This window comes from Pseudomonas sp. AC172 (genome assembly GCF_979258595.1).
Genome location: NZ_OZ409868.1, coordinates 3882041 through 3903157, shown reverse-complemented (window position 1 = coordinate 3903157; position 21117 = coordinate 3882041). Strand labels below are relative to the sequence as shown.

Sequence of the window (21117 nt, the reverse complement as noted above, 5' to 3'; positions counted from 1 at the left end):
AACATCCTGCTTCGATAGTTGAGTGGACTCGCGCTGGGGGTGCGCAAAACTGCGACATAATGCAAATCTTTCGCATTATGTGTAAAGGGTTGTGGCTGGAAATATTTCTTGTTTACGCAGATCAAAAGATCGCAGCCTGCGGCAGCTCCTGCATGGGAACGCATTCCAAATGTAGGAGCTGCCGCAGGCTGCGATCTTTTGCTTTTATAAAATAGCCGCGTTACTGCGTTGCGCCTGCTTGAGATAAGCGCTCAGTTCGCGCGCCGGCAACGGCTTGCTGTAGTGGTAACCCTGACCTTCGTGGCAGCCTTCGGAAATGATGTAGCTTTCCTGTTCGGCGGTTTCCACGCCCTCGGCGATCACTTGCATGCCGAGGCTCTTGCCCAGTTGAATGATGGCGCGAACGATGGTCGCATCGTCGTCGTCATCGAGCAGATCCTGAACGAAGCTCTTGTCGATCTTGATCTTGTCCAGCGGCAGGCTTTTCAGATAACTCAGCGATGAATAGCCAGTGCCGAAGTCGTCGATGGCAATCAACGCGCCGGAGCGGCGCAGGCTCAACAGGTGCTGCGCGGCGGTGCTGATGTCTTCCATCAGGCCGGTTTCGGTGACTTCCAGTTCCAGACTGCGCGGTGGCAGGCGATACATCTGCAAGAGGTTGTTGACCACGCGTGGCAACTCGGCGTGGTGCAGTTGTACGGTGGACAGGTTCACTGCCATGCGCAGATCGGCGAAGCCCTGATCGTGCCATTCGCGCAACTGTTTGCAGGCCTGATCGAGCACCCATTCGCCGATGGCGATGATCGTACCGTTCTGCTCGGCCAGCGGAATGAACAGGTCCGGCGGCACCAGACCGTGTTCCGGATGCTGCCAGCGGATCAGTGCTTCGACGCCGACCACGCGGTGATCGCGATAGCTGATCTGCGGCTGATAGACGAGGTAGAACTGATCGCGCAGCAAGGCATCGCGCAGGTCTTTTTCCAGTTCGCGACGGCGACGCATCTCGCTGTCGACGCTGGCGATATAGAACTGATAGCGGTTGCGCGAGCGCGTCTTGGCCAACGTCATGGTCTGCTCGGCCTTCTGCAACAGCTTCTCGGTGCTGTCGCCGTCCTCCGGGAACAGAGTGATGCCGATGGTCGCGCGCAGGCGGATTTCCTGATGATCGAGGGCAAACGCCGCTTCCAGATCATCAAGGATGCTTTGCGCCAGTTCCGCTGCTTCGTAAGGTTGTTCGATGTCGGCCTGTACCAGGGCGAACTGATCGCCGCCTAAACGGGCGAGGGCGCCGAGGCGGCCACTGTGGGCACGCAAGCGATCAGCCAAGGCCAGTAACAATTGGTCGCCGGTCTGGTAACTGAACTGCTCGTTGATGCCCTTGAAGTCATCCAGTCCCACGCACAACACCGCGACCCGGCGTTGCAGCTTGCCGGCGTCGACCAGAATCTTGTCCAGTTGCTGCTGCAATTGCTGGCGGTTCGGCAGGCCGGTGAGGAAGTCGTATTGGGCCATGCGCAGCAGGCTGTTTTCCGCTTCGTGGCGCAGGTGAGTGTTGCGTTCGATGGATTCGAGCAACTGGTTGGCGGTGTTGATCCAGATCCCCAGTTCGTTTTTCTCGTGACCCTTGAGCTGCGGAATCTTGTGCTCGCTCGGACGATCCGGGTTGATCTCGGTGAGGTGTTCGATGATCCGCGACAGCGGTTTGGTCAGTAGCCAGTGATAGACCAGATACAACACCAGGCCCATGGCTAGCGCGCGCAGAACCCCGGAAATGAAGATGATCACCGAGCTGACGATAAACCCCTCGCCATAGGTAGCGGTATCGAGGGTGATGCTCAGGTCGCCGTAATACTCGCTGTACGGACCGCGCCCCACCAGTTGAGTGGTGAAGGTGCGCTCCTGGCCGAGGATCAGGTCGGTCAGCCAGCGGCTGTTGGAATGCTGCAACTCGCGGGATTTTTGCGCGAGCATGGCTTCGTTCGGGTGGCCGATGGAAGCCTGACGCACGGCATCGTCCTGGAACAGGCCTTCGATCACCTGCATGCCCATCTCCCGGTCCAGGCTGTAAACGGCCTGGGTCGACGGGTCGCGGAACATGTCGAGGATGCGCTCGGCGTCGCCGGCAACGGCCTGACGGGTTTTGTAGGCATCGAAAACGATCTGCGCGCAGCTCAAGACTACGCCGACGATCAATGCCGACAGGAGCACGACCCGGAGCAACTTCACCGACAAGCTGTTCTTGAGTTCCAGCTTCAAAGGGTTATTCCTTAATCCGTGCGGGTAGCGTCAAGTTGCCATGAGTATTGGCAATCCCGGGTTGGCAGTCAAAGGGACAATCAGGCCGGGGATGATTTGCCCGTGGTCTCGTCCGAAATGCTGCTGTCTGGAGTATTAGCCCTAATTTGTACTATGTCGGTAGTTTCGCCCCTCAACTTGAGCGGTTCGCAGCATTTTTTCCTCTTTTTGATGGTAGCCCGCTGTGGCATGGCGGCAAGCAGCGGCAGACAGCTTTCATCGTGAGAGAAACGCTATTGATCGTTCCCACGCTCAGCGTGGGAACGATCATCGAACGCCCATAAAAAAACCCGGCAAAAGCCGGGTTTTTTGACTGGCGCGCAGCTTAAGCGGTGAAGGTTTTGCCTTCGAACTGCTCAGCAACGAACTTCCAGTTGACCAGGTTCCAGAACGCTTCGACATACTTAGGACGAACGTTGCGGTAGTCGATGTAGTAAGCGTGTTCCCAGACGTCGCAGGTCAGCAGCGGGGTGTCACCGCTGGTCAGCGGGTTGCCGGCGCCGATGGTGCTGGCCAGGGCCAGGGAACCGTCAGCCTTTTTCACCAGCCAGCCCCAGCCGGAACCGAAGGTGCCGATCGAGGTTTTGCTGAACTCTTCCTTGAACTTGTCGAACGAACCGAAGGCTGCGTTGATGGCTTCAGCCAGCGCGCCGGTTGGTTGACCGCCGGCGTTTGGCGCCAGGCAGTTCCAGTAGAAAGTGTGGTTCCAGACCTGCGCGGCGTTGTTGAAGATACCGCCCGAGGAAGTCTTGACGATTTCTTCCAGGGTCTTGCCTTCGAACTCGGTGCCTGGCACCAGGTTGTTCAGGTTCACGACGTAGGTGTTGTGGTGCTTGTCGTGGTGGTATTCCAGGGTTTCCTTGGAAATGTGCGGCTGCAGGGCATCGTGTGCGTAAGGCAGCGGCGGCAATTCGAAAGCCATGATGATTCTCCTAATCAGGTCTGTTGCGGTGAGCGCAAGGCCGATCACGGGCGGCCAGAAATGCACCGGCGAGTTTTTACTCTTTGCGGCGCAGGGTTTCGATCATAGCACCGGGGTTGCGCCATAACCACGCAACAACTGTGTGGGATAGAGGTTCCAGAGCTGTTTGGAATAAATCACGACGCCAATATCAGTTGTCCGGCGACCGTGAACATCATCAGCGCCACCACCAGATCAAGGATCCGCCAGGTACTCGGCCGGGCCAGCCACGGCGCCAACCACGCTGCACCCAGTGCCAAGGTGAAAAACCACAACAGCGAAGCACTCGCAGCACCGACCACATAGGCCCCCGGCACCGATTGCTGCGCGCCGAGCGAACCGATCAGCAACACCGTATCCAGATAAACGTGCGGGTTGAGCAGCGTCACCGCCAAGGCGCTGAGCATCACCGCCCGCAACGAACGTACGGTCTGATTCGCACCCTGATCCATGCTTTGTTTCGAACAGGCCCGGCGCAACGCCTGGCTGCCGTACCAGATCAAAAACGTCGCACCGCCCCAACGGGCGATCGCCAACAGCGTCGGGTTCTGCGCCAGAATCGTCGCCAGCCCGAACACCCCGGCCGCCACCAACAGCGCATCACAGACCACGCACAACGCCGCCACGGGCAAATGGTGTTCGCGGCGCAGGCTCTGCGCCAATACAAACGCGTTCTGCGTGCCGATCGCCATGATCAGCCCGAACGCCACCAACAGGCCGTTCACATAGCTTTGCCACATAAGATTTACTCCGCGTTGGCTGCGAGATCACGCAGCACTTGCATGGCGCGTTCGGCATCGGTCTGGCCGACGAACAAATGATCGTGGTAGTAACCGGCGATCACGTTGCAACTGATCCCGGCCTTGCCCAATGCTGTGGCGAAAGCGGCGGTAAGGCCAACCGCTTCCAGAGCCGAGTGCACGTTGAGGGTGATCCACGCGGCGACATAGTCGAAGCTGAAACCGGCCTGTTCGGCGCGGGAACGTTCGACGATCACGGTCAGGCCTTCCTGCTCGCGGAAGCTGCCGACAATCTCCAGACCGCTGGGCAACACTCCGTCGCGCAGGGTGCAGAATACGTATTCGCCGGCGTTGAGTTGCGGACTCATGCTGCGCAACAAAGTCGAGAGTGAAGTTTCGCCAGCCATGGGTTTGTTCCTTGAGAAAGAGTGCTTGCTGGCTATTCTCTGATCGAAACCTGTATAAGAAAAACCAATAGTGCTGATCGCTCATTAGGAAAACTGATGTTCGACTATAAATTGCTGTCCGCTCTGGCCGCCGTGGTCGAGCAGGCCGGTTTCGAACGGGCCGCGCAAGTGCTCGGCTTGTCGCAATCGGCGATTTCGCAGCGGATCAAACTGCTCGAAGCGCGGGTCGGCCAACCGGTGCTGATACGCGGCACGCCGCCGTCGCCGACCGAAATTGGCCGACGTCTGCTCAACCATGTGCAGCAGGTGCGTTTGCTTGAGCGCGACCTGCAAACCCTGGTGCCTGCGCTGGACGAAGAGGGTTTGCCGGAGCGCCTGCGTATCGCCTTGAACGCTGACAGCCTCGCCACGTGGTGGGCCGAGGCAGTTGGCGACTTCTGTGCCGAACAACATTTGTTGCTCGATCTGATCGTCGAAGACCAGACCGTCGGCCTCAAGCGTATGCGCGCTGGCGAAGTGGCCGCATGCCTTTGCGCCAGCGAACGACCGGTCGCGGGTGCGCGAAGTGTGTTGCTGGGGGCGATGCGTTATCGCGCGCTGGCCAGCCCGGCGTTCATCGAACGGCATTTCCCCGACGTCGTTCGCGCCGAACAATTGCCGCGCACACCTGCGCTGGTATTCGGCCCGGACGACTTTCTCCAGCATCGCTATCTCGCCTCGTTGGGCGTCGATGGCGGATTCGAACACCATTTGTGCCCGTCTTCGGAAGGCTTTATCCGCCTGACCGAAGCCGGACTCGGCTGGGGGCTGGTGCCGGAACTGCAAGTGCGCGATCAGTTGCAGCGTGGGTTGTTGCTCGAACTGCTGCCAGATAAACCGATCGACGTGCCTTTGTACTGGCATCATTGGCGTAATGGCGGTCAGCTGCTGGGCTTGCTGACCGAGCAATTGGTGCGTTCATCGGCGCAATGGCTGGTGCCCTGGAAGCAGCCATGAGCGTCAAGCTGCAAGCGGCAAGTTCAGCGCTGCGCACCGTTTTAAACTTGCAGCTCGAAGCTTTAAGCTCGCAGCTGGTTTCATTGGAGTTTTGCATGAAAATTTTGGTCACCGGCGCAAGCGGCTTCATTGGCGGACGCTTTGCGCGTTTCGCTTTGGAGCAGGGCCTGGACGTACGGGTCAACGGTCGCCGGGCCGAGAGCGTCGAGCATCTGGTGCGCCGTGGTGCCGAGTTTGTCCCCGGCGATCTGACCGATCCCGATCTGGTCCGCGAGCTGTGCTGCGATGTTGAAGCCGTGGTGCATTGCGCGGGCGCCGTCGGACTGTGGGGCCGCTATCAAGACTTCCATCAAGGTAACGTGCAGGTCACCGAAAACGTCGTCGAAGCCTGTCTGAAGCAGCGCGTCCGACGCTTGGTGCATCTGTCGTCGCCATCGATCTATTTCGATGGCCGTGATCATTTCAACCTGACCGAAGAGCAAGTGCCCAAGCGCTTCAAACATCACTACGCCGCGACCAAGTACCTGGCCGAGCAGAAGGTCTTCGGTGCTCAGGAATTCGGTCTGGAAACCATCGCCCTGCGCCCGCGTTTCGTCACCGGTGCTGGCGACATGAGCATTTTTCCGCGCCTGCTCAACATGCAGCGCAAGGGCCGCCTGGCGATCATCGGCAATGGCCTGAACAAAGTCGACTTCACCAGCGTACAGAACCTCAACGAAGCGCTGCTCAGCAGTTTGCTGGCCGCCGGTTCCGCACTGGGCAAGGCCTACAACATCAGCAATGGCGCGCCGGTGCCGTTGTGGGATGTGGTCAATTACGTGATGCGCAAGATGGAAGTGCCGCAGGTCACCAAATACCGTTCGTATGGTCTGGCCTATAGCGTCGCGGCGCTCAACGAAGGTGCGTGCAAGCTCTGGCCCGGACGTCCGGAGCCAACCCTGTCGCGCCTGGGCATGCAGGTGATGAAAAAAAATTTCACCCTCGACATCAGCCGCGCCCGGCATTATCTGGACTACGATCCGAAAGTCAGCCTGTGGTCGGCGCTGGATGAATTCTGCGCGTGGTGGAAAGCTCAGGACATCCGTTGAAACGATTCGGCCGGGCGGCAATGAACCGTGTAGCTGCTTGGGGGTCAATCCCTGCGGCTGCGGCGGTTATACTTCGCAGCATTTAGCCATCACCGCGTTTCACAAAGGTTGCCTCAATGTCCATGCGTAATGATGCCCACGACGATTTCGATGATGTCCCGAGCCTGCGTGCCGACACCTTCGACGACGATGACATTCCGACCACTGCGCGCACCTCCGTACACTCGCGCACGCCGCCGGTGGTCAAGGTCAAAGCCGCGAGCACCGGGCCATTGTGGGCCTTGGTCGGGGCGCTGTTCTTCGCCTTCGTCGGTCTGGCCTGGTGGAGTTTCCAGCAGATCTCGTTGATGGAGCAGCAACTGGTCGCGACCCAGGAAAGCTTCGCGCGGATCAGCGAAGAAGCGGCCGGTCGATTGCAGGACATTTCCGGCAAGGTTGTCGCCAGCCAGTCCAACGTCACCAGTGACAGCGAGGCGCTGAAGCTGCAAATCAAACAGCTCGAAGGCAGGCTGCTCGATCAGAGCAAACAGCAGCAGGGCGTGGCCGGACAGGCCAGCGATCTCGATAAGCGCCTGGCGCAGATGACCGCGCAGACCACCGAACAGCAGAACGCCAATACCCAGTTGCAGGCGCAGGTCAAAGCCTTGAGCGCGGAATTGGCGACGGTGAAAAGCACACCGGCCGACACCAGCAAGGTCGATGCCCAGTTGAAGGCCTTTGACGCTCAGTTCAAAAGCCTCGGCGCTGATATTACGGCGTTGAAGAAGCAGGGCAACCCGAGCGCGGCGATCGATCGCCTGGAACAGGAAATCGTTGTACTCAAAAGCGAGCAGGACAACCGCCCGGCAGCCGCGCAAGGTGGCGGCAATACTGCTGAGTTCGATGCCTTCCGTGCTCAGATGACCCGCAACATCAACACCCTTCAGGCGCAGATTCAGAATTTGCAGCAGCAGATCAATTCCCGGCCTTGAATCCTGATCACCTGTGGTGGGGCCATTCCTCACCACAGGATCCGCGAAACGTTCAGAAACCCTCTGAATATCCATACATGCCCCCAAGCCGTCTACGCTCTTGAAACACTAAAAAGAACGAGGGATGCGTCATGGGGTTTGTGCAAAAAATCGCCTGTCTCTGTTTGATGTTACTGGTCGGTTTCGGCCAGGCCAGCGCCACGACCGCCAAGGATGACAGTCAGGCCGCCATCGCCTTGCTGGAAAAGGCCCTGGCCTATTACCACGACAACGGTGACAAGGCGTTCGCCGCGTTCAGCCGCCAAGGCGAGTTCGTCGACAAGGACCGCTATGTGTTCGTGCTCGACACCAAAGGCGTGATGCTCGCCAGCGGCGGGCCTTCGTCGGCATTGATCGGCCGTGACGTAAGTGAGGTGCTCGGCCCGGATTTGCAGAAAACCTTCAAGGACGCCTTGAAAGTGCCGGAAGGCAATGGCATCCAGCAGGCTGAATACCGTTGGCAGAACTGGGCCGACGGCAAGGTCGAGCGCAAGCACGTGTATTACCAGCGCATCGGCCAGCGGATTCTGGCGGTCGGTTATTACTTGCCGCGAGCTTCGGCGGAGCAGGCCAAGGCATTGCTCGACAAAGCGGCGACTGATTTGGGCAAAGACGAGAAGGGCACGTTGACGGCGATCAATTCGCTCAAGGGCGGCTATTTGCAGGATGACCTGTATGTGTTTGTGGTCGACCTGAATACCCAGCGCTACGTCGCCCACGGCACCAATCTGCGCTTGATCAATACCGACTTCGGCAAGGTCAAGGATCCCGAAGGCAAACCCGTGGGCGAGCCGATTCTGGCGCTCATCGGCAAGCAGGATGAGGGTGAGTATGAATATCGCTGGAAGAACCCGGTGACCGGCAAGGTCGAGGACAAACATGCCTATCTGAAAAAGGCCGGGCATTTCCTCGTCGCCGTCGGTTATTACAGCCCCTGAGTGAAATACCGCCCCCTGTGGGAGCGAGCCTGCTCGCTCCCACAGGGGTTTGCGGCTTTGCGGTTATTTGGCGCCGTGCTCACGCCCGCGCAGCAGGTTATTGGGCATCGCAATCGCCGCTGCCAACCCCAGCAACGACACCGCAGCACTGACCCACAGCAAATGCCGGAACGTCACCAGCAACTCCGCACGCAAGGCGTCCTGGGCATCCCCCGGCGCGGCGTTCAGACCATCCAGCAGGACGTTGCCCGAATGCCCCTCGCTCATCAGCGAACTGCTCGCCAGATGCGCAAAACTGGAATCCTGCAGCAATGCCAGCAACAGCGCTGACATCAACGCCACGCCCACCGCGCCGCCGAGGGAGCGAAACAGGTTGGTGGTGCTGGTGGCGACGCCGATGTCGCGTTGCTCCACCGAATTCTGCGTGCCGACCAGCGAGGTCGGAAACTGCATGCCGCTGGAAATACCGCAGAGCAACATGAACAGACCGCTGACCAGTGTCGCCTCGGGCGGGCTGAACGCCATGCCGAGAATCGCGATCGGCATCAGCATCGCGCCGGTCAGAATCTGCGGTTTGTAACGCCCGGTGATCGACGTGCGTCGGCCGGCGAAGTAGGCGCCAATTGGCAAACCCATCGCCAACGGCAACAAGTGCAAGGCGGCGCTGTCAGCCCCGGCGCCGGTGACGCTCTGAAAGCGCAGCGGCATCAGCACGATCAGCGAGATCGCCTGGAAACTGGTGAAGAAAATCGTGCACCAGCACAGAAGGGCGTTGCGGTTGGCAAACAGGTGCATCGGCAGCAATGGCTCCCGAGCGCGGCGTTCGTGCCAGACAAACACGGCCAACACCACCACCGCACCCGCGAACAACCCGAGCACTTCGCTGCTGCGCCAGGCATGACCCTGACCAACCTGAGTGATGCCCAATAGCAGCGCGGTCAGGCCGATGATCATCAACAACGTACCGAGGTAGTCGATGACCGGTTTGCGCTGGGGAATCGGCAGGCCACGCAAGTTGCGCCGTGCCACCCAATAAGCACCGAGGCCCAGCGGCAGGTTGATCAGAAACACCCAGCGCCACGACAGGTATTCAGTCATGTAACCGCCAAGCACCGGGCCGGCGACACTGGCCACCGCGTACATGCTGCTGAAGTAACCCTGATAACGCCCGCGCTCACGCGGCGGCACGATGTCGCCGATGATCGCCTGACTCACCGAAATCATCCCGCCGGCGCCGATGCCCTGAAGGATCCGCGCCAGCACCAGTTGCTCCATGCTCTGCGCCATCCCGCAAAACAGTGAGGCGAGGGTGAACAGGCCCATGCCGAACAGCATCAGTTTGCGCCGCCCGTACAAGTCGCCGAGCTTGCCGTAGATCGGCACCGCCACGGTCATTGCCACCATGTAGCCGGAGATCACCCAGGCCAGCAGGCTGACATCCTTGAACTGAGCAGAAATGGCCGGCATCGACACGGCGACGATGGTCTGGTCGAGCGCGCCGAGAAAGATCGCCATCATCAGCGCGACCAGCACGCTGCGAATGGCCGGTTTGGGCGTTTCGGGGTGATTGAGATTGGTCACGGGCAAAACCTGCGGGCAGTGAGAGTCCCGCAGATCGTCAGGCGAGCGGGGATGCTCGCCAGTGTAAGTCGATAGGAAGCTATTCGATAGCCTCGTACGGAAGTCCGACGTAATTTTCTGCAATGGTTTTTCGCCCTGCCTCCGAACTGACAAAGTAGTCCAGTTCCGAGGCGCTGATGCGCTGGCTGAAGTCATCGTGATCGTCGAAACGATGCAGCATCGAGGTCATCCACCAGGAAAACCGCTCGGCTTTCCAGACTCGGCGCAGGCAGATTTCCGAGTATTTCTCTAACAGTTCGGTGCGACCCTCGTGGTAGACCTTCAGCAATATATTGAACAGGGTGCTGACATCGCTGGCAGCCAGATTCAAACCCTTGGCGCCAGTGGGCGGAACGATGTGCGCGGCATCGCCGACCAGAAACATGCGCCCATACTGCATTGGTTCAACAACAAAACTGCGCAGCGGCGCGATGCTTTTTTCAATCGACGGGCCGGTGACCAGTTTTTCGGCAAGCGTCTCAGGCAAACGACGTTTCAACTCATCCCAAAAACGCTGATCGCTCCAGTCATCGACATTTTCATCGGCCGGCACTTGCAGGTAATAGCGGGTGCGGGTGGCCGAACGCATGCTGCACAACGCGAAACCGCGTTCATGACGGGCGTAGACCAACTCCTCATGCACCGGCGGCGTGTCGGCCAGAATGCCCAGCCAGCCAAACGGATAAACCCGCTCGAAGACCTTCATGCAATCGGCCGGAATCGACTGTCGCGCGACACCGTGGAAACCGTCGCAACCGGCGATGTAATCGCAATCGACACGCCAGGTTTCGCCGTCCTTTTCAAAGGTGACAAATGCCTCGTCGCTTTTCATGCCATGAGGAACGACATCGCGCGCCTGGTAAATCGTCGGCGCGCCAGCCTCCCGACGAGCGGCCATCAGGTCGCGAGTCACTTCGGTCTGGCCGTAGATCATCACAGTCTTGCCGCCGGTCAGCGCGTGCAGATCGATGTGCACCTGACGCCCGTCGAGGGCCAGATCGAAACCGCCATGCACCAGTCCTTCGGCGTCCATACGCTGACTCACGCCGGCCTGACGCAACAGCTCTACCATGCCTTGTTCAAGCACGCCGGCGCGGATGCGTCCGAGCACGTAATCGGGTGTCTGACGTTCAAGAATGAGGGTGTCGATGCCAGCGTTGTGCAGCAACTGACCGAGAAGTAATCCGGACGGACCGGCGCCGATAATGGCGACTTGGGTTTTCAGCGTTTTCATTGTTTTTATGACTCGCAAGCTTCACGCGGCCAAGACCTGTGAATGATTTTTATGGATCGAGTGCTTGCATTTTTCCCTTGCGGGTCTGTCAATTGAAGGTGAAAACTGAGCCGATACCTGTACATTCTGCCAATCGGTGCGATTATCGCCCACAACCCCGAGGCCTGGATTGAAGTGATGAACAAGCCTGAGCTGCCTTCGATTCCAGTGTTCAAGCTCTACGGTGAAAGCCTGGACTGGCCGACCCCTGACTTGCTGCACTGTGAAACCATTTCCTCCCGCAGTCGCGAACATGAGTGGGAAATCAAACCCCACCGCCATGCTGATTTGTGCCAGTTACTCTTCGTCTTCAAAGGTCAGGCAGAGCTTGAGATCGAAGGGCAACGCACGCAACTCGACACCCCGGCCATTCAAGTGCTGCCACCGTTGTCGGTGCACGGCTTTCGTTTTTCCGAAGACGTCGAAGGGTTCATCGTTACCCTCGCCACGCCGCTGATCAATCACCTGCAGGCGCAGTTGGGTGACGCGGTGCATGCCTTGGCCCAGGCGGAACACTACCCGGCCGGCCCCGACGGCGATTACCTCAACAGCCTGTTCTCGGCGTTGCAGGCCGAGTACAACGGCCACCAACCGGCGCGAGAAATGCTCATGCATTCGCTGGTCAGCGTGATCATGGTCTGGGTTAGCCGTCAGGCAATCGTGCGCCACAAAGCCAGTCAGCGCCCGCAACGTCAGCGCGAGTACCTCAATGGCTTTATTCAGTTGGTCGAAGAGACATATCGCCAGCATGTGAAGGTCGAAGACCTCGCGCATCGGTTGGGGATTTCTGTGTCGCACCTCAACGGCACCTGCCGAGAATTGGCGGGGCAGCCGGCGTTGCAGATCATGCATGAACGGCAGTTGCTGGAAGCCAAGCGCTTGCTGACGTACACCAGCATGACGATTTACGAGATGTCGGAGTTGTTGGGGTTTTCCGATCCGACCAACTTTACGCGGCTGTTTCGGCGCCGGGTGGGGATCTCGCCAAAGGCTTTCCGCGACAGCCTCAAGGCCGAGCAATAACCACTCACACAACAAAACCCTTGTGGGAGCGAGCCTGCTCGCGAAGGCGTCCTGTCATTCGACTCAAGTGTTGACTGACCCACCGCTTTCGCGAGCAGGCTCGCTCCCACAGAATTGCATTCCAGCCAAGATGATTCAGCGCAATGCATTCAGCGTGGCATTGTGCGGAATGCACCGCTCGAAGTTGCAGCTCGCATACTCGCGCGGTAGCTGTCGCAGCTGTTCGACCCGCCAGGCCGCGGTGCCGTACAGCGCCAGCGTGGCGGCGCAGGTGATGAAAATCGCGAAGTACCTTCTTGTTTTGATGTTCATGGCGTAGACCTCTGAACGACATACCCTGCGGTATTACTTTCAGCATAGGTCAGGTAGGGGCAGCTGCAAGCTTGGAGCTGCAAGCGTCAAGATGAATTGCGGTGCAGCTAGCTTGCAGCTTGTGGCTTGACGCTTGAAGCTGCTTCATCCCATTCGGGATTTTCGGGAAATCTGAGCACCAGAAAATCCAGCATGCTGCGCAGTGCCGCCGGCATGTGTTTGCGCGAGGCGTACACCGCGTAGATGTTCATCTGCCGCGGCTCGGCATTCGGTAGCAGTCGCACCAGTTCACCGCTATGAATATGCACGCCGGCCTGATAGGTCGGCAGCATCGCCACCCCCGCGCCCGCCAGCGTCGCACGCAACAATGTGCTGGCCTCGTTGGCGCTGATATTGCCTTGCACCGGCACCGAAACCGGTTCGCCATCTTCCTCGAAATGCCACAGGCTTTTGCCGAAATACGAGTGCGTCAGGCAGTTGTGCCGACTCAATTCCTCGACCCGCAACGGTGCGGCTTGCTCCTGCAGATAAGCCGGCGCGGCGCAGACCACCGAGCGACAAACGGTCAGACGTCGGGCGATCAGGTTGGGGTCCAGATCGTTACTGGTACGAATCGCCAGATCGATGCGCTCATCCACCAGATTCACCGTGCGATCGAGCATTTGCAGGTCAATGCTGACTCCGGGGTAGCGTTTGACGTAAGCGGCCATCGCATCCGCCAGTTGGGCCTGGCCGAACGAAGTGCTGACGCTGATCCGCAGCAGCCCGCGCGGGGCGTCGTGGGGCTCGCTGACGGCCGCCTGCATGTCCGTCGACAGTTCGAGCATCTGCCGGCAGCGCGGCAGGATCTCATTGCCGGCGGCGGTCAGGCTCAACTTGCGCGTGGTGCGGTGCATCAGACGCGCGCCGACCCAGTCTTCCAGCTCCGCCAAGTAGCGCGAAACCACCGGCCGCGAAAGGTCCAGATGATCGGCCGCTGCCGACTGGCTGCCCAGATCCACGACGGTGACAAACACCCGCATTGCTTGGAGACGATCCATGATTTGCCCGCTTTCAGAAACAAACTATGTTCAAGCATCGCATTTTTTGTACTGAGTCAGGCAACTAAGCTCTGTCCCATCGCCAAGCACGGCATTCGGACACCGGAGCAACAGATGATCGGCTTCACCACACTCAAACGCGTTCTGCTCACCACCGCTTCCCTGGGTTTTGCCGCGCATGCAGCGGCTGCCAACTTGACCCTCGACGTCTATAACCCAGGGACAAACGCGATTTTCCCGGTGACCTCGGTGCTGGTCAGCGGCGAGAAAGACGCGATCCTGGTCGATGCACAATTCGGCAAATCCCAGGCTGAACAAGTCGTGGAAAAAATCCGCACCAGCGGCAAGCACCTGACCGCCATTTACATCAGCCATGGTGACCCGGATTACTACTTCGGTCTCGACACCCTGACCCAGGCGTTCCCCGACGCCAAGGTGCTGGCTTCGCAGCCGACCGTCGACCACATCAACAAAACCGTCGCCGGCAAACTGGCATTCTGGGGCCCGAAAATGGGCGCCGACGTTCCGGCGAAAACCATCGTGCCGGGCGTGCTCAAGGGCGACAGCCTGATGCTCGAAGGGCAGAAATTGCAGGTAGTCGGCCTCGACGGCAAACAACCGGATCGCAGCTTTGTGTGGATCCCGTCGCTCAAAGCCGTGGTCGGCGGCGTGGTCGTTGCCGAGAACATCCACGTATGGATGGCCGACACCCAGACCGCGCAATCTCACGCCGACTGGCTGGAAACGTTGCACTCGATCGAAACCCTGAAGCCGAACACCGTGGTGCCGGGTCATTACCTCGGCAACAGCAGCCGTTCGCTGGCCAGCGTGAAATTCACCGCCGACTACATTAAAGCTTTCGACGTGGAAACCGCCAAGGCCAAAGACTCCGCCGCACTGATCAAGGCGATGAAAAAACGCTACCCGACACTCGGCGAGGAAAGCTCGCTGGAGCTGAGTGCGAAAGTCGCCAAGGGCGAAATGCAGTGGTAACCGATTCTGAAAAACGCAGCACTCTCAAGCCAACTGGAGAATGTCATGAGCAAGATTGCAATCATTGGTGCCACCGGCCGCGCCGGTAGCCAATTGCTGGAAGAAGCCCTGCGTCGTGGCCATAGTGTTACCGCTATCGCACGCGACACCTCGAAGATCGGCGCGCGTGCCGGTGTGGTCAGCAAGAATGTCGATGTGCTGGATTCGGCGGCGTTGCAAGATGCGGTGACCGGTCACGATGTGGTGATCACCGCTGCGCATTTCGCCACCGTCCCGGCGGCCGCGATTGTCGGGCCGGTGAAGCAGGCCGGGGTCAAGCGTTTGCTGGTGGTCGGCGGTGCCGGTTCGCTGTTGCTGCCGGACGATACGCGAGTGATCGACAGTGCGGGTTTCCCGGCCGAGTACAAAGCAGAAGCCAGTGCCGGTGCGGCGTTTCTTGAGGCGTTGGGTCAGGAGAAGGAGCTGGACTGGACGTTCCTTTCGCCGTCGGCGGAGTTTGTCGAAGGTGAGCGCAGCGGCAAGTTTCGTGTCGGCAGGGATCACTTGCTGGTGAGCGCTGAAGGGCGTAGCTGGATCACCTTTGCCGATTACGCGATTGCGCTGATCGACGAAGTGGAAACGCCGAAGCATTCGCGTCAGCGGTTTACTGTCGGGTATTGAAATACCGCTTTACCCTCACCCCAGCCCTCTCCCGGAGGGAGAGGGAGCCGACCGAGGTGTCTGGCGCTGTACATCGACCTGAAAAATCCAGTCGATTATGGATTCAAAGCCAATCGTTCAGGTCGCTGAACCTCTCAATATCCCCCGGTCAGTCCCCTCTCCCTCTGGGAGAGGGTTAGGGTGAGGGGAAATAGCCTCACCGCAAATGCGCCTGCTCCACCAGCCAGATCATCAGTTCTTCCAGCTGCGGCGAAGGCTCGGCTCCCGCAGGCACCACCACGTAATACGCCAGCCCCGTCTTTACCTTCAACTCAAACGGCATCACCAGCCGCCCCGCGCGCAGGTCATCGCCGATCAACGACCAGTCCCCGATCGCCACCCCCGTCCCATGCGACGCCATCGACATCGCCTGATCCAGTGTTTCGAAATGCTGGCCCATGTTGACGTTACTCAGCTGCAGTTCGGCCGCCGTCAGCCAGACCTTCCAGTCCTGAGTGTCGCGAGTCGGATGCAGCAACAAATGCTGTTGCAGGTCGGCCGGGTCGGACAACATCGGCGGGCCTTTCAAAAGTGCCGGTGAGCAGACCGGGGTCAGTTGTTCATCGAACAGATGCAGCGCGGTCGATGAGTTGTCCGGTGGCGTTCCATAAATCACCGCCGCATCGAATTGCTCACGTTGAAAATCCACGCCATGGGCCAACGTGGTGGTCAGTTTGACCGGCGCATCCGGGCGTTCCTTTTGCCATTGCAGCAGACGCGGCACCAGCCAGCGCATCACGCAACTCGGCGCCTTGAGTTGCAGGGTTTCGCGCTTGAGGCCGATCTGCTCGGTTGCCTCGCTGATCAGAGCGAAGACCTTCTCCACTCGCGGCAACCATTCACGACCTTCAGCCGTCAGCTCCAGACCACGAGCCAGACGAATGAACAATTCATACCCCAGATGATCTTCCAGCCCGGCGATCTGCCGGCTGACCGCGCCTTGGGTGATGTGCAACTGCTCGGCGGCCCGGGTGAAGTTGCAGCACTGCGCGGTGATCAGAAACGTATGCAGGGCGGGCAGGGGAGGCAGTCGTTTCATGTGGATACCAAGGTATGACGTGAGGACATGGCTAGTATGACTTTTAATCGATTGTTGCCGCTACCTGCACGCCGTTCCAATGAGCCCATGTTCAGGTCATGTGGGAGCGAGCCTGCTCGCGAAGGCTGTTTCACATTCAGCATTGATGTTGGCTGATCCAGCGCTTTCGCGAGCAGGCTCGCTCCCACAAGGGATCTGTGTTTTTAGCTGACAAAAGGGCAATGACATGGCGACGTGTGGCGAAGTACTGGTCAAGTTACTCGAAAGGTATGGGGTCGAGCAGGTGTTCGGCATTCCCGGCGTACACACCGTGGAGCTGTATCGCGGGCTGGCCCGTTCGAGCATCAACCACGTCACCCCACGGCATGAACAAGGCGCCGGTTTCATGGCCGACGGTTATGCGCGCACCAGTGGCAAACCGGGGGTGTGCTTCATCATCACCGGCCCGGGCATGACCAACATCACCACGGCAATGGGCCAGGCTTACGCCGATTCGATCCCGATGCTGGTGATCTCCAGCGTGCAGAGCCGCAATCAGTTGGGCGGCGGCCGCGGCAAGCTGCACGAGTTGCCGAACCAGAGCGCACTGGTCGCTGGCGTTGCGGCGTTCTCCCACACGCTGATGTCGGCGGCGGAATTGCCCGGCGTGCTCGCCCGCGCATTCGCCTTGTTCCAGGCCGGGCGCCCGCGTCCGGTGCACATCGAAATCCCGCTGGACGTATTGGTTGAAGACGCTGATGAACTGCTCGCCAGCATCCCGGTCCACATCGACCGCGCCGGTGCCGCACCCGCCGCCGTCAGCCGCATGAGCGAGTTGCTCGCCGGCGCTCAGCGTCCCTTGATCCTCGCCGGCGGCGGTGCGATCGACGCCGCTGCCGAGCTCACTGAACTGGCCGAACTGCTCGACGCCCCCGTGGCGCTGACCATCAACGCCAAAGGCATGCTGCCGTCGACGCATCCGCTACTGGTCGGTTCGACGCAAAGTCTGGTCGCGACCCGCGCGCTGGTTGCAGACGCCGATGTGGTGCTGGCGATCGGCACCGAACTGGCCGAAACCGATTACGACGTGACCTTCGCCGGTGGCTTCGAGATTCCCGGCAAACTGCTGCGGATCGACATCGACGCCGATCAGACCGTGCGTAACTATCCGCCACACGTGGCGCTGGTTGCTGACTCGCGCAACGCCGCGCAGGCACTGCTCAGCGCCTTGTCGCACAAGCCGTTGGCCGAGCGCCGTAACGATTGGGGCCAGGTGCGCGCCGCGCGTCTGCGTGATGATCTCGCCGCAACCTGGGATGCCCCGACGCTGGCGCAAACCCGTTTCCTCGAAACCGTGCTGCACGAATTGCCCGACGCGGTGTTCGTCGGCGACTCCACGCAACCGGTGTACACCGGCAACCTCACCTTTAATCCGGAGCGCCCGCGCCGCTGGTTCAACTCGTCGACCGGTTACGGCACGCTTGGTTATGCGTTGCCAGCCGCGATTGGCGCATGGCTCGGTGGTCAACTCGACAAAGGCGCGCGGCCACCGGTGGTGTGCCTGATCGGCGACGGCGGTCTGCAATTCACCCTGCCGGAACTGGCCAGCGCCGTCGAAGCGCGCACGCCGGTGATCGTCCTGCTGTGGAATAACCAGGGCTACGAAGAGATCAAGAAATACATGGTCAACCGCGCCATCGAGCCGGTCGGCGTCGACATTTACACCCCGGACTTTATCGGTGTGGCCAAGGCCCTCGGCTGCGCTGCCGAAGCGATCAGCTCGGTGGAACAACTGCGCAGTGCGCTGCGTGCCGCCACCGATCGCCAAGGCCCGACGGTGATCGAAATCGACCAGAATCAGTGGATGCAGGCGGTGGCCCAATGATCAGTTTCCCCACCACACTCGACGGCCTGTATATCAACGGCCAATGGTCGGCCGGCCGCGAACATCTGCGGGTGATCAACCCGGCCACCGAGGCGCTGCTGACCACGGTCAATGGCGGTGACGAGCAGGCGGTCGAGCAAGCGGTTGCTGCTGCCACGGCGGCGTTCAAGGACTGGTCGAAAACCACTGGCGCCGAGCGTGGCGCGATCCTGCGCAACATCGCCAATGGCGTGCGTAACGGTCGCGATCATTTGATGAATCTGCAATCGAGCAACAACGGCAAACCGCAGTTCGAAGCGGCCATCGACGTCGACGATGTGATCGCCACCTTCGAGTACTACGCCGAACTCGCCGAAGGCCTCGACGCGAAACAGGACAGCAACGTGCCGCTGCCCAGCGATGATTTCAGCGCACGCCTGCGCCGCGAACCGTGCGGTGTGGTCGGGCTGATCGTGCCGTGGAATTTCCCCATGGTGACCACCGCGTGGAAACTCGCGCCGGCCCTCGCCGCCGGTTGCTGCGTGGTGTTGAAACCGTCGGAAGTCACGCCGCTGCCGGAGCTGGAACTGGCGGCAATCATCGCCGAAGCCGGTCTGCCCAACGGTGTGTTCAACGTCGTCTGCGGCACCGGTCTGGCGGTGGGCGCGCCGCTGTCGGCGGATCCGCGTATTGCCAGGATCTCGTTCACTGGCAGCAACGCCGTCGGTGTCCAGGTGATGCAGCGCGCCGCCGAAACGGTGAAGGGCGTGAGCCTCGAACTGGGCGGCAAATCTTCGTTGCTGGTGCTGGACGATGCCGATCTGGAGCTGGCGGTAGAGCTGGCCTGTGGCGGCGGCTTCTTCAATGCCGGGCAGATGTGCTCGGCGACCAGCCGCGTGTTGATTGCCGATGAACTGGCGGACGAGTTTCTTGAACGTCTGCAAAAGCGTGCTCAAGCGATCCGCGTGGCGGATCCGTTGGACCCGGACGTGGAGATGGGCGCACTGGTCAATCAGGCGCAATACCAGCGTGTGCTCGGGCACATTGATCGCGGCCTGAGTGCCGGAGCGAAGCTGCTTTGCGGCGGCAATCGTCCAGCGGATTTGCCACGCGGCTATTTTTTGCAGCCGACGGTGTTCACCGACGTGCCCCTCGACAGTGCGCTGTGGTGCGAAGAGATTTTCGGCCCGGTGTTGTGCGTGCGCCGTTTCAGCAGCGAAGCCGAAGCAATCGCCTTGGCCAACGACAGCCAGTTCGGCCTCGTCGCCAGTGTGGTGACGCGTAACGCCGAAACGGCCGACCGAGTCGCCAACGCCCTGCAGGCGGGGCTGGTGTGGCTCAACGCGCCGCAAGTGATCTTCCCGCAAACCGCGTGGGGCGGTTACAAGCAGAGCAGCATCGGCCGCGAATTGGGGCCGTGGGGCCTGGCCGCATTTCAGGAAATCAAACACGTGATCCGGGCGCTCTGAACGCCCGAAAAAGGTCAGCGCATGCCTCGCAACGAGGCATGCGTTGGCGTCATGGCTTCAATGAGTTTTTATCGATAGTCAGGTGTTTTGCACGACTTCAGGATGAACCCGTCGGCAGCGCTCAAGCCCTTGTAAATCGGGGCCTGGCGCGGATCCGGCCGCGCGGATGCAACGGTTGCGACCAACCTCATACTTAAAAGAACAAAGGGAGTCCGTCATGGGCGAGCACGATCTGAACAGGCGTCAATTCATTAAAACCGTCGGCGTCGCCTCGGTGGCGGCGGCCGCCCTGAGCATGCCCTTCATCCGGGCGAGTGCCAGCGACACGCGGTTCGCCGGCAAGACCCTGCGCTTGCTGACCTGGTCGGATGACACCGGCCTCGCCGCACTGCGCAACATTGCCGCCACGTTCGAAGCCAAGACCGGCGCCAAGGTCATCGCTGACCGCACCGGCAGCACCTCGGAAATGGTCGCCAAACTCAAGGCCGGCGGTGATCGTCCGCAGTACGACATCATCACTCTGGCCGGTGTCGGCGCCGAAGGTCTGGCCGCCGCAGGACTGCTGGAAAAACCCGACCTCAACCGCATTCCCAACCTCGTCGACGTCCCGGAAAAATACCGCACCGGCGCCAATGGCCACGGCATCGGTTACCTGTTGTGGTGCAACAGTCTGGTTTACAGCACCCGCACGCAAAAAGAAGCGCCAACCAGTTACGCCGCGCTGTGGGACGCCGATCTGGCTCCGAACATTTTCCTGCCGCCGCCGAACTGGACCGAAGCGATGGACCTGATCATCATCGCCGCGAAACTGGCCGGTGGTGACGAACACAACATCGAACCGGGCTTCAAAAAACTCGCCGAACTCAAGGACCGCGTGGTGACGCTGGGCGAGAACCCGAACCAGATTGCCGAGCTGTTTCGCACCGGTTCGCTGGACATGGGCGGCCTCTATGCACCGGCATTTTTCCCCAAGCAGATTCGCGATCCGAACTACGGCCTCGGTGCCACTTTCGGCATGAAGGAAGGTTTTTACACCGACTTGATGTTGTCAGTGATGCCGAAGAATCGTCCGGGCGATACCGATCTGGCTTACGCGTTTATCGATCACTCCCTTGACCCGCTGGTGCAGGGCAAGATGGCCGAGGACATCTTCAACGGCCCGGTCAACGCCAAGGCGATCATCTCCGCCGAAGCGCGCAAGAGCCCGTTCATTCTGACGCCGGAGCAGATTGCCGAGAAGGCGATCATGCACGACAACGCCTTCCTGGCCACCGTGCATGACCAATGGATTCGTCGCTATACGGAAATCTTTTCTTCCTGAGCCGAACACAAACCTTCAAAACACCAAAAAACCCTTGTGGGAGCTGGTGG

At 60.0% G+C, this 21117-nt stretch carries 19 protein-coding genes; 10 read left to right on the top strand and 9 right to left on the bottom strand.

The features are described 5' to 3' along the window. Window positions 1-204 precede the first annotated feature (204 nt). The 4 genes from ACZ0A4_RS17565 to ACZ0A4_RS17550 all read right to left on the bottom strand — a co-directional run bounded on the left by ACZ0A4_RS17565 (window position 205) and on the right by ACZ0A4_RS17550 (window position 4403). Window positions 205-2256, bottom strand: a complete 2052-nt coding sequence (locus ACZ0A4_RS17565; protein ID WP_008085483.1) for a putative bifunctional diguanylate cyclase/phosphodiesterase — start codon at window positions 2254-2256, stop codon at window positions 205-207. A 364-nt stretch (window positions 2257-2620) separates the two neighbouring features. After that, complete coding sequence (locus ACZ0A4_RS17560; RefSeq protein ID WP_007918933.1) at window positions 2621-3217, bottom strand: superoxide dismutase; 597 nt, start codon at window positions 3215-3217, stop codon at window positions 2621-2623. 176 nt (window positions 3218-3393) lie between these two features. After that, window positions 3394-3996, bottom strand: coding sequence for a LysE/ArgO family amino acid transporter (locus ACZ0A4_RS17555; protein ID WP_242206596.1), 603 nt, complete (start codon window positions 3994-3996; stop codon window positions 3394-3396). 5 nt (window positions 3997-4001) lie between these two features. Further along, window positions 4002-4403: an ACT domain-containing protein gene (locus ACZ0A4_RS17550; protein ID WP_463575751.1), complete on the bottom strand. Its 402-nt coding sequence runs from the start codon at window positions 4401-4403 to the stop codon at window positions 4002-4004. 96 nt (window positions 4404-4499) lie between these two features. Between ACZ0A4_RS17550 and ACZ0A4_RS17545 the strand changes: the two genes are divergently transcribed. The 4 genes from ACZ0A4_RS17545 to ACZ0A4_RS17530 all read left to right on the top strand — a co-directional run bounded on the left by ACZ0A4_RS17545 (window position 4500) and on the right by ACZ0A4_RS17530 (window position 8435). Continuing rightward, window positions 4500-5399, top strand: a complete 900-nt coding sequence (locus ACZ0A4_RS17545) for a LysR family transcriptional regulator ArgP (RefSeq protein WP_463575750.1) — start codon at window positions 4500-4502, stop codon at window positions 5397-5399. A gap of 95 nt (window positions 5400-5494) precedes the next feature. Then, the gene (locus ACZ0A4_RS17540; protein WP_141128475.1) at window positions 5495-6487 is read left to right on the top strand and encodes an NAD-dependent epimerase/dehydratase family protein; all 993 of its coding nucleotides are present in this window, start codon (window positions 5495-5497) and stop codon (window positions 6485-6487) included. Between the two features lie 116 nt (window positions 6488-6603). Then, complete coding sequence (locus ACZ0A4_RS17535) at window positions 6604-7458, top strand: ATPase (protein WP_463575749.1); 855 nt, start codon at window positions 6604-6606, stop codon at window positions 7456-7458. 131 nt (window positions 7459-7589) lie between these two features. Next, window positions 7590-8435, top strand: coding sequence for a cache domain-containing protein (locus ACZ0A4_RS17530; protein WP_463575748.1), 846 nt, complete (start codon window positions 7590-7592; stop codon window positions 8433-8435). A gap of 63 nt (window positions 8436-8498) precedes the next feature. Here ACZ0A4_RS17530 and ACZ0A4_RS17525 read toward each other — a convergent pair whose 3' ends face one another. Continuing rightward, window positions 8499-10016 carry an MDR family MFS transporter gene (locus tag ACZ0A4_RS17525; protein ID WP_463575747.1) on the bottom strand — a complete coding sequence of 506 codons (1518 nt, stop codon included), beginning with the start codon at window positions 10014-10016 and terminating at the stop codon, window positions 8499-8501. 79 nt (window positions 10017-10095) lie between these two features. After that, window positions 10096-11280, bottom strand: coding sequence for a 4-hydroxybenzoate 3-monooxygenase (gene pobA / locus ACZ0A4_RS17520; RefSeq protein ID WP_463577583.1), 1185 nt, complete (start codon window positions 11278-11280; stop codon window positions 10096-10098). A 186-nt stretch (window positions 11281-11466) separates the two neighbouring features. Between pobA and ACZ0A4_RS17515 the strand changes: the two genes are divergently transcribed. Then, complete coding sequence (locus ACZ0A4_RS17515) at window positions 11467-12351, top strand: helix-turn-helix domain-containing protein (protein ID WP_463575745.1); 885 nt, start codon at window positions 11467-11469, stop codon at window positions 12349-12351. 135 nt (window positions 12352-12486) lie between these two features. Here the strand turns inward: ACZ0A4_RS17515 and ACZ0A4_RS17510 are convergent, their stop codons facing one another. Continuing rightward, entirely contained in the window at window positions 12487-12663 is a 177-nt protein-coding gene (locus ACZ0A4_RS17510) for a hypothetical protein (protein WP_008085463.1), read from the bottom strand. 107 nt (window positions 12664-12770) lie between these two features. Next, the gene (locus tag ACZ0A4_RS17505; RefSeq protein ID WP_463575744.1) at window positions 12771-13703 is read right to left on the bottom strand and encodes a LysR family transcriptional regulator; all 933 of its coding nucleotides are present in this window, start codon (window positions 13701-13703) and stop codon (window positions 12771-12773) included. A 114-nt stretch (window positions 13704-13817) separates the two neighbouring features. Here ACZ0A4_RS17505 and ACZ0A4_RS17500 point away from each other — a divergent pair, with 114 nt between their 5' ends. Continuing rightward, window positions 13818-14696: an MBL fold metallo-hydrolase gene (locus ACZ0A4_RS17500; protein ID WP_463575743.1), complete on the top strand. Its 879-nt coding sequence runs from the start codon at window positions 13818-13820 to the stop codon at window positions 14694-14696. A gap of 45 nt (window positions 14697-14741) precedes the next feature. Then, window positions 14742-15356 carry an NAD(P)-dependent oxidoreductase gene (locus ACZ0A4_RS17495; RefSeq protein WP_463575742.1) on the top strand — a complete coding sequence of 205 codons (615 nt, stop codon included), beginning with the start codon at window positions 14742-14744 and terminating at the stop codon, window positions 15354-15356. A 196-nt stretch (window positions 15357-15552) separates the two neighbouring features. On the opposite strand, the gene ACZ0A4_RS17490 is transcribed toward ACZ0A4_RS17495, so the two are convergent. Next, window positions 15553-16434 (bottom strand): LysR substrate-binding domain-containing protein, encoded by an 882-nt coding sequence (locus ACZ0A4_RS17490; protein ID WP_463575740.1) that lies wholly within the window; start codon window positions 16432-16434, stop codon window positions 15553-15555. A 226-nt stretch (window positions 16435-16660) separates the two neighbouring features. On the opposite strand from ACZ0A4_RS17490, the gene ACZ0A4_RS17485 reads away from it, so the two are divergent. The 3 genes from ACZ0A4_RS17485 (at window position 16661) to ACZ0A4_RS17475 (ending at window position 21067) form a co-directional block, all read left to right on the top strand. Beyond that, a complete protein-coding gene (locus tag ACZ0A4_RS17485; protein WP_463575739.1) occupies window positions 16661-18298 on the top strand; it encodes a 5-guanidino-2-oxopentanoate decarboxylase in 1638 nt (545 codons plus the stop codon). After that, on the top strand, window positions 18295-19746 hold the full coding sequence (locus ACZ0A4_RS17480) for an aldehyde dehydrogenase family protein (protein ID WP_463575738.1): 1452 nt from the start codon (window positions 18295-18297) through the stop codon (window positions 19744-19746). Before ACZ0A4_RS17485 ends, ACZ0A4_RS17480 begins: the two co-directional genes overlap by 4 nt. Before the next feature lie 217 nt (window positions 19747-19963). After that, entirely contained in the window at window positions 19964-21067 is a 1104-nt protein-coding gene (locus ACZ0A4_RS17475) for an ABC transporter substrate-binding protein (protein WP_242210021.1), read from the top strand. Window positions 21068-21117 lie beyond the last annotated feature (50 nt).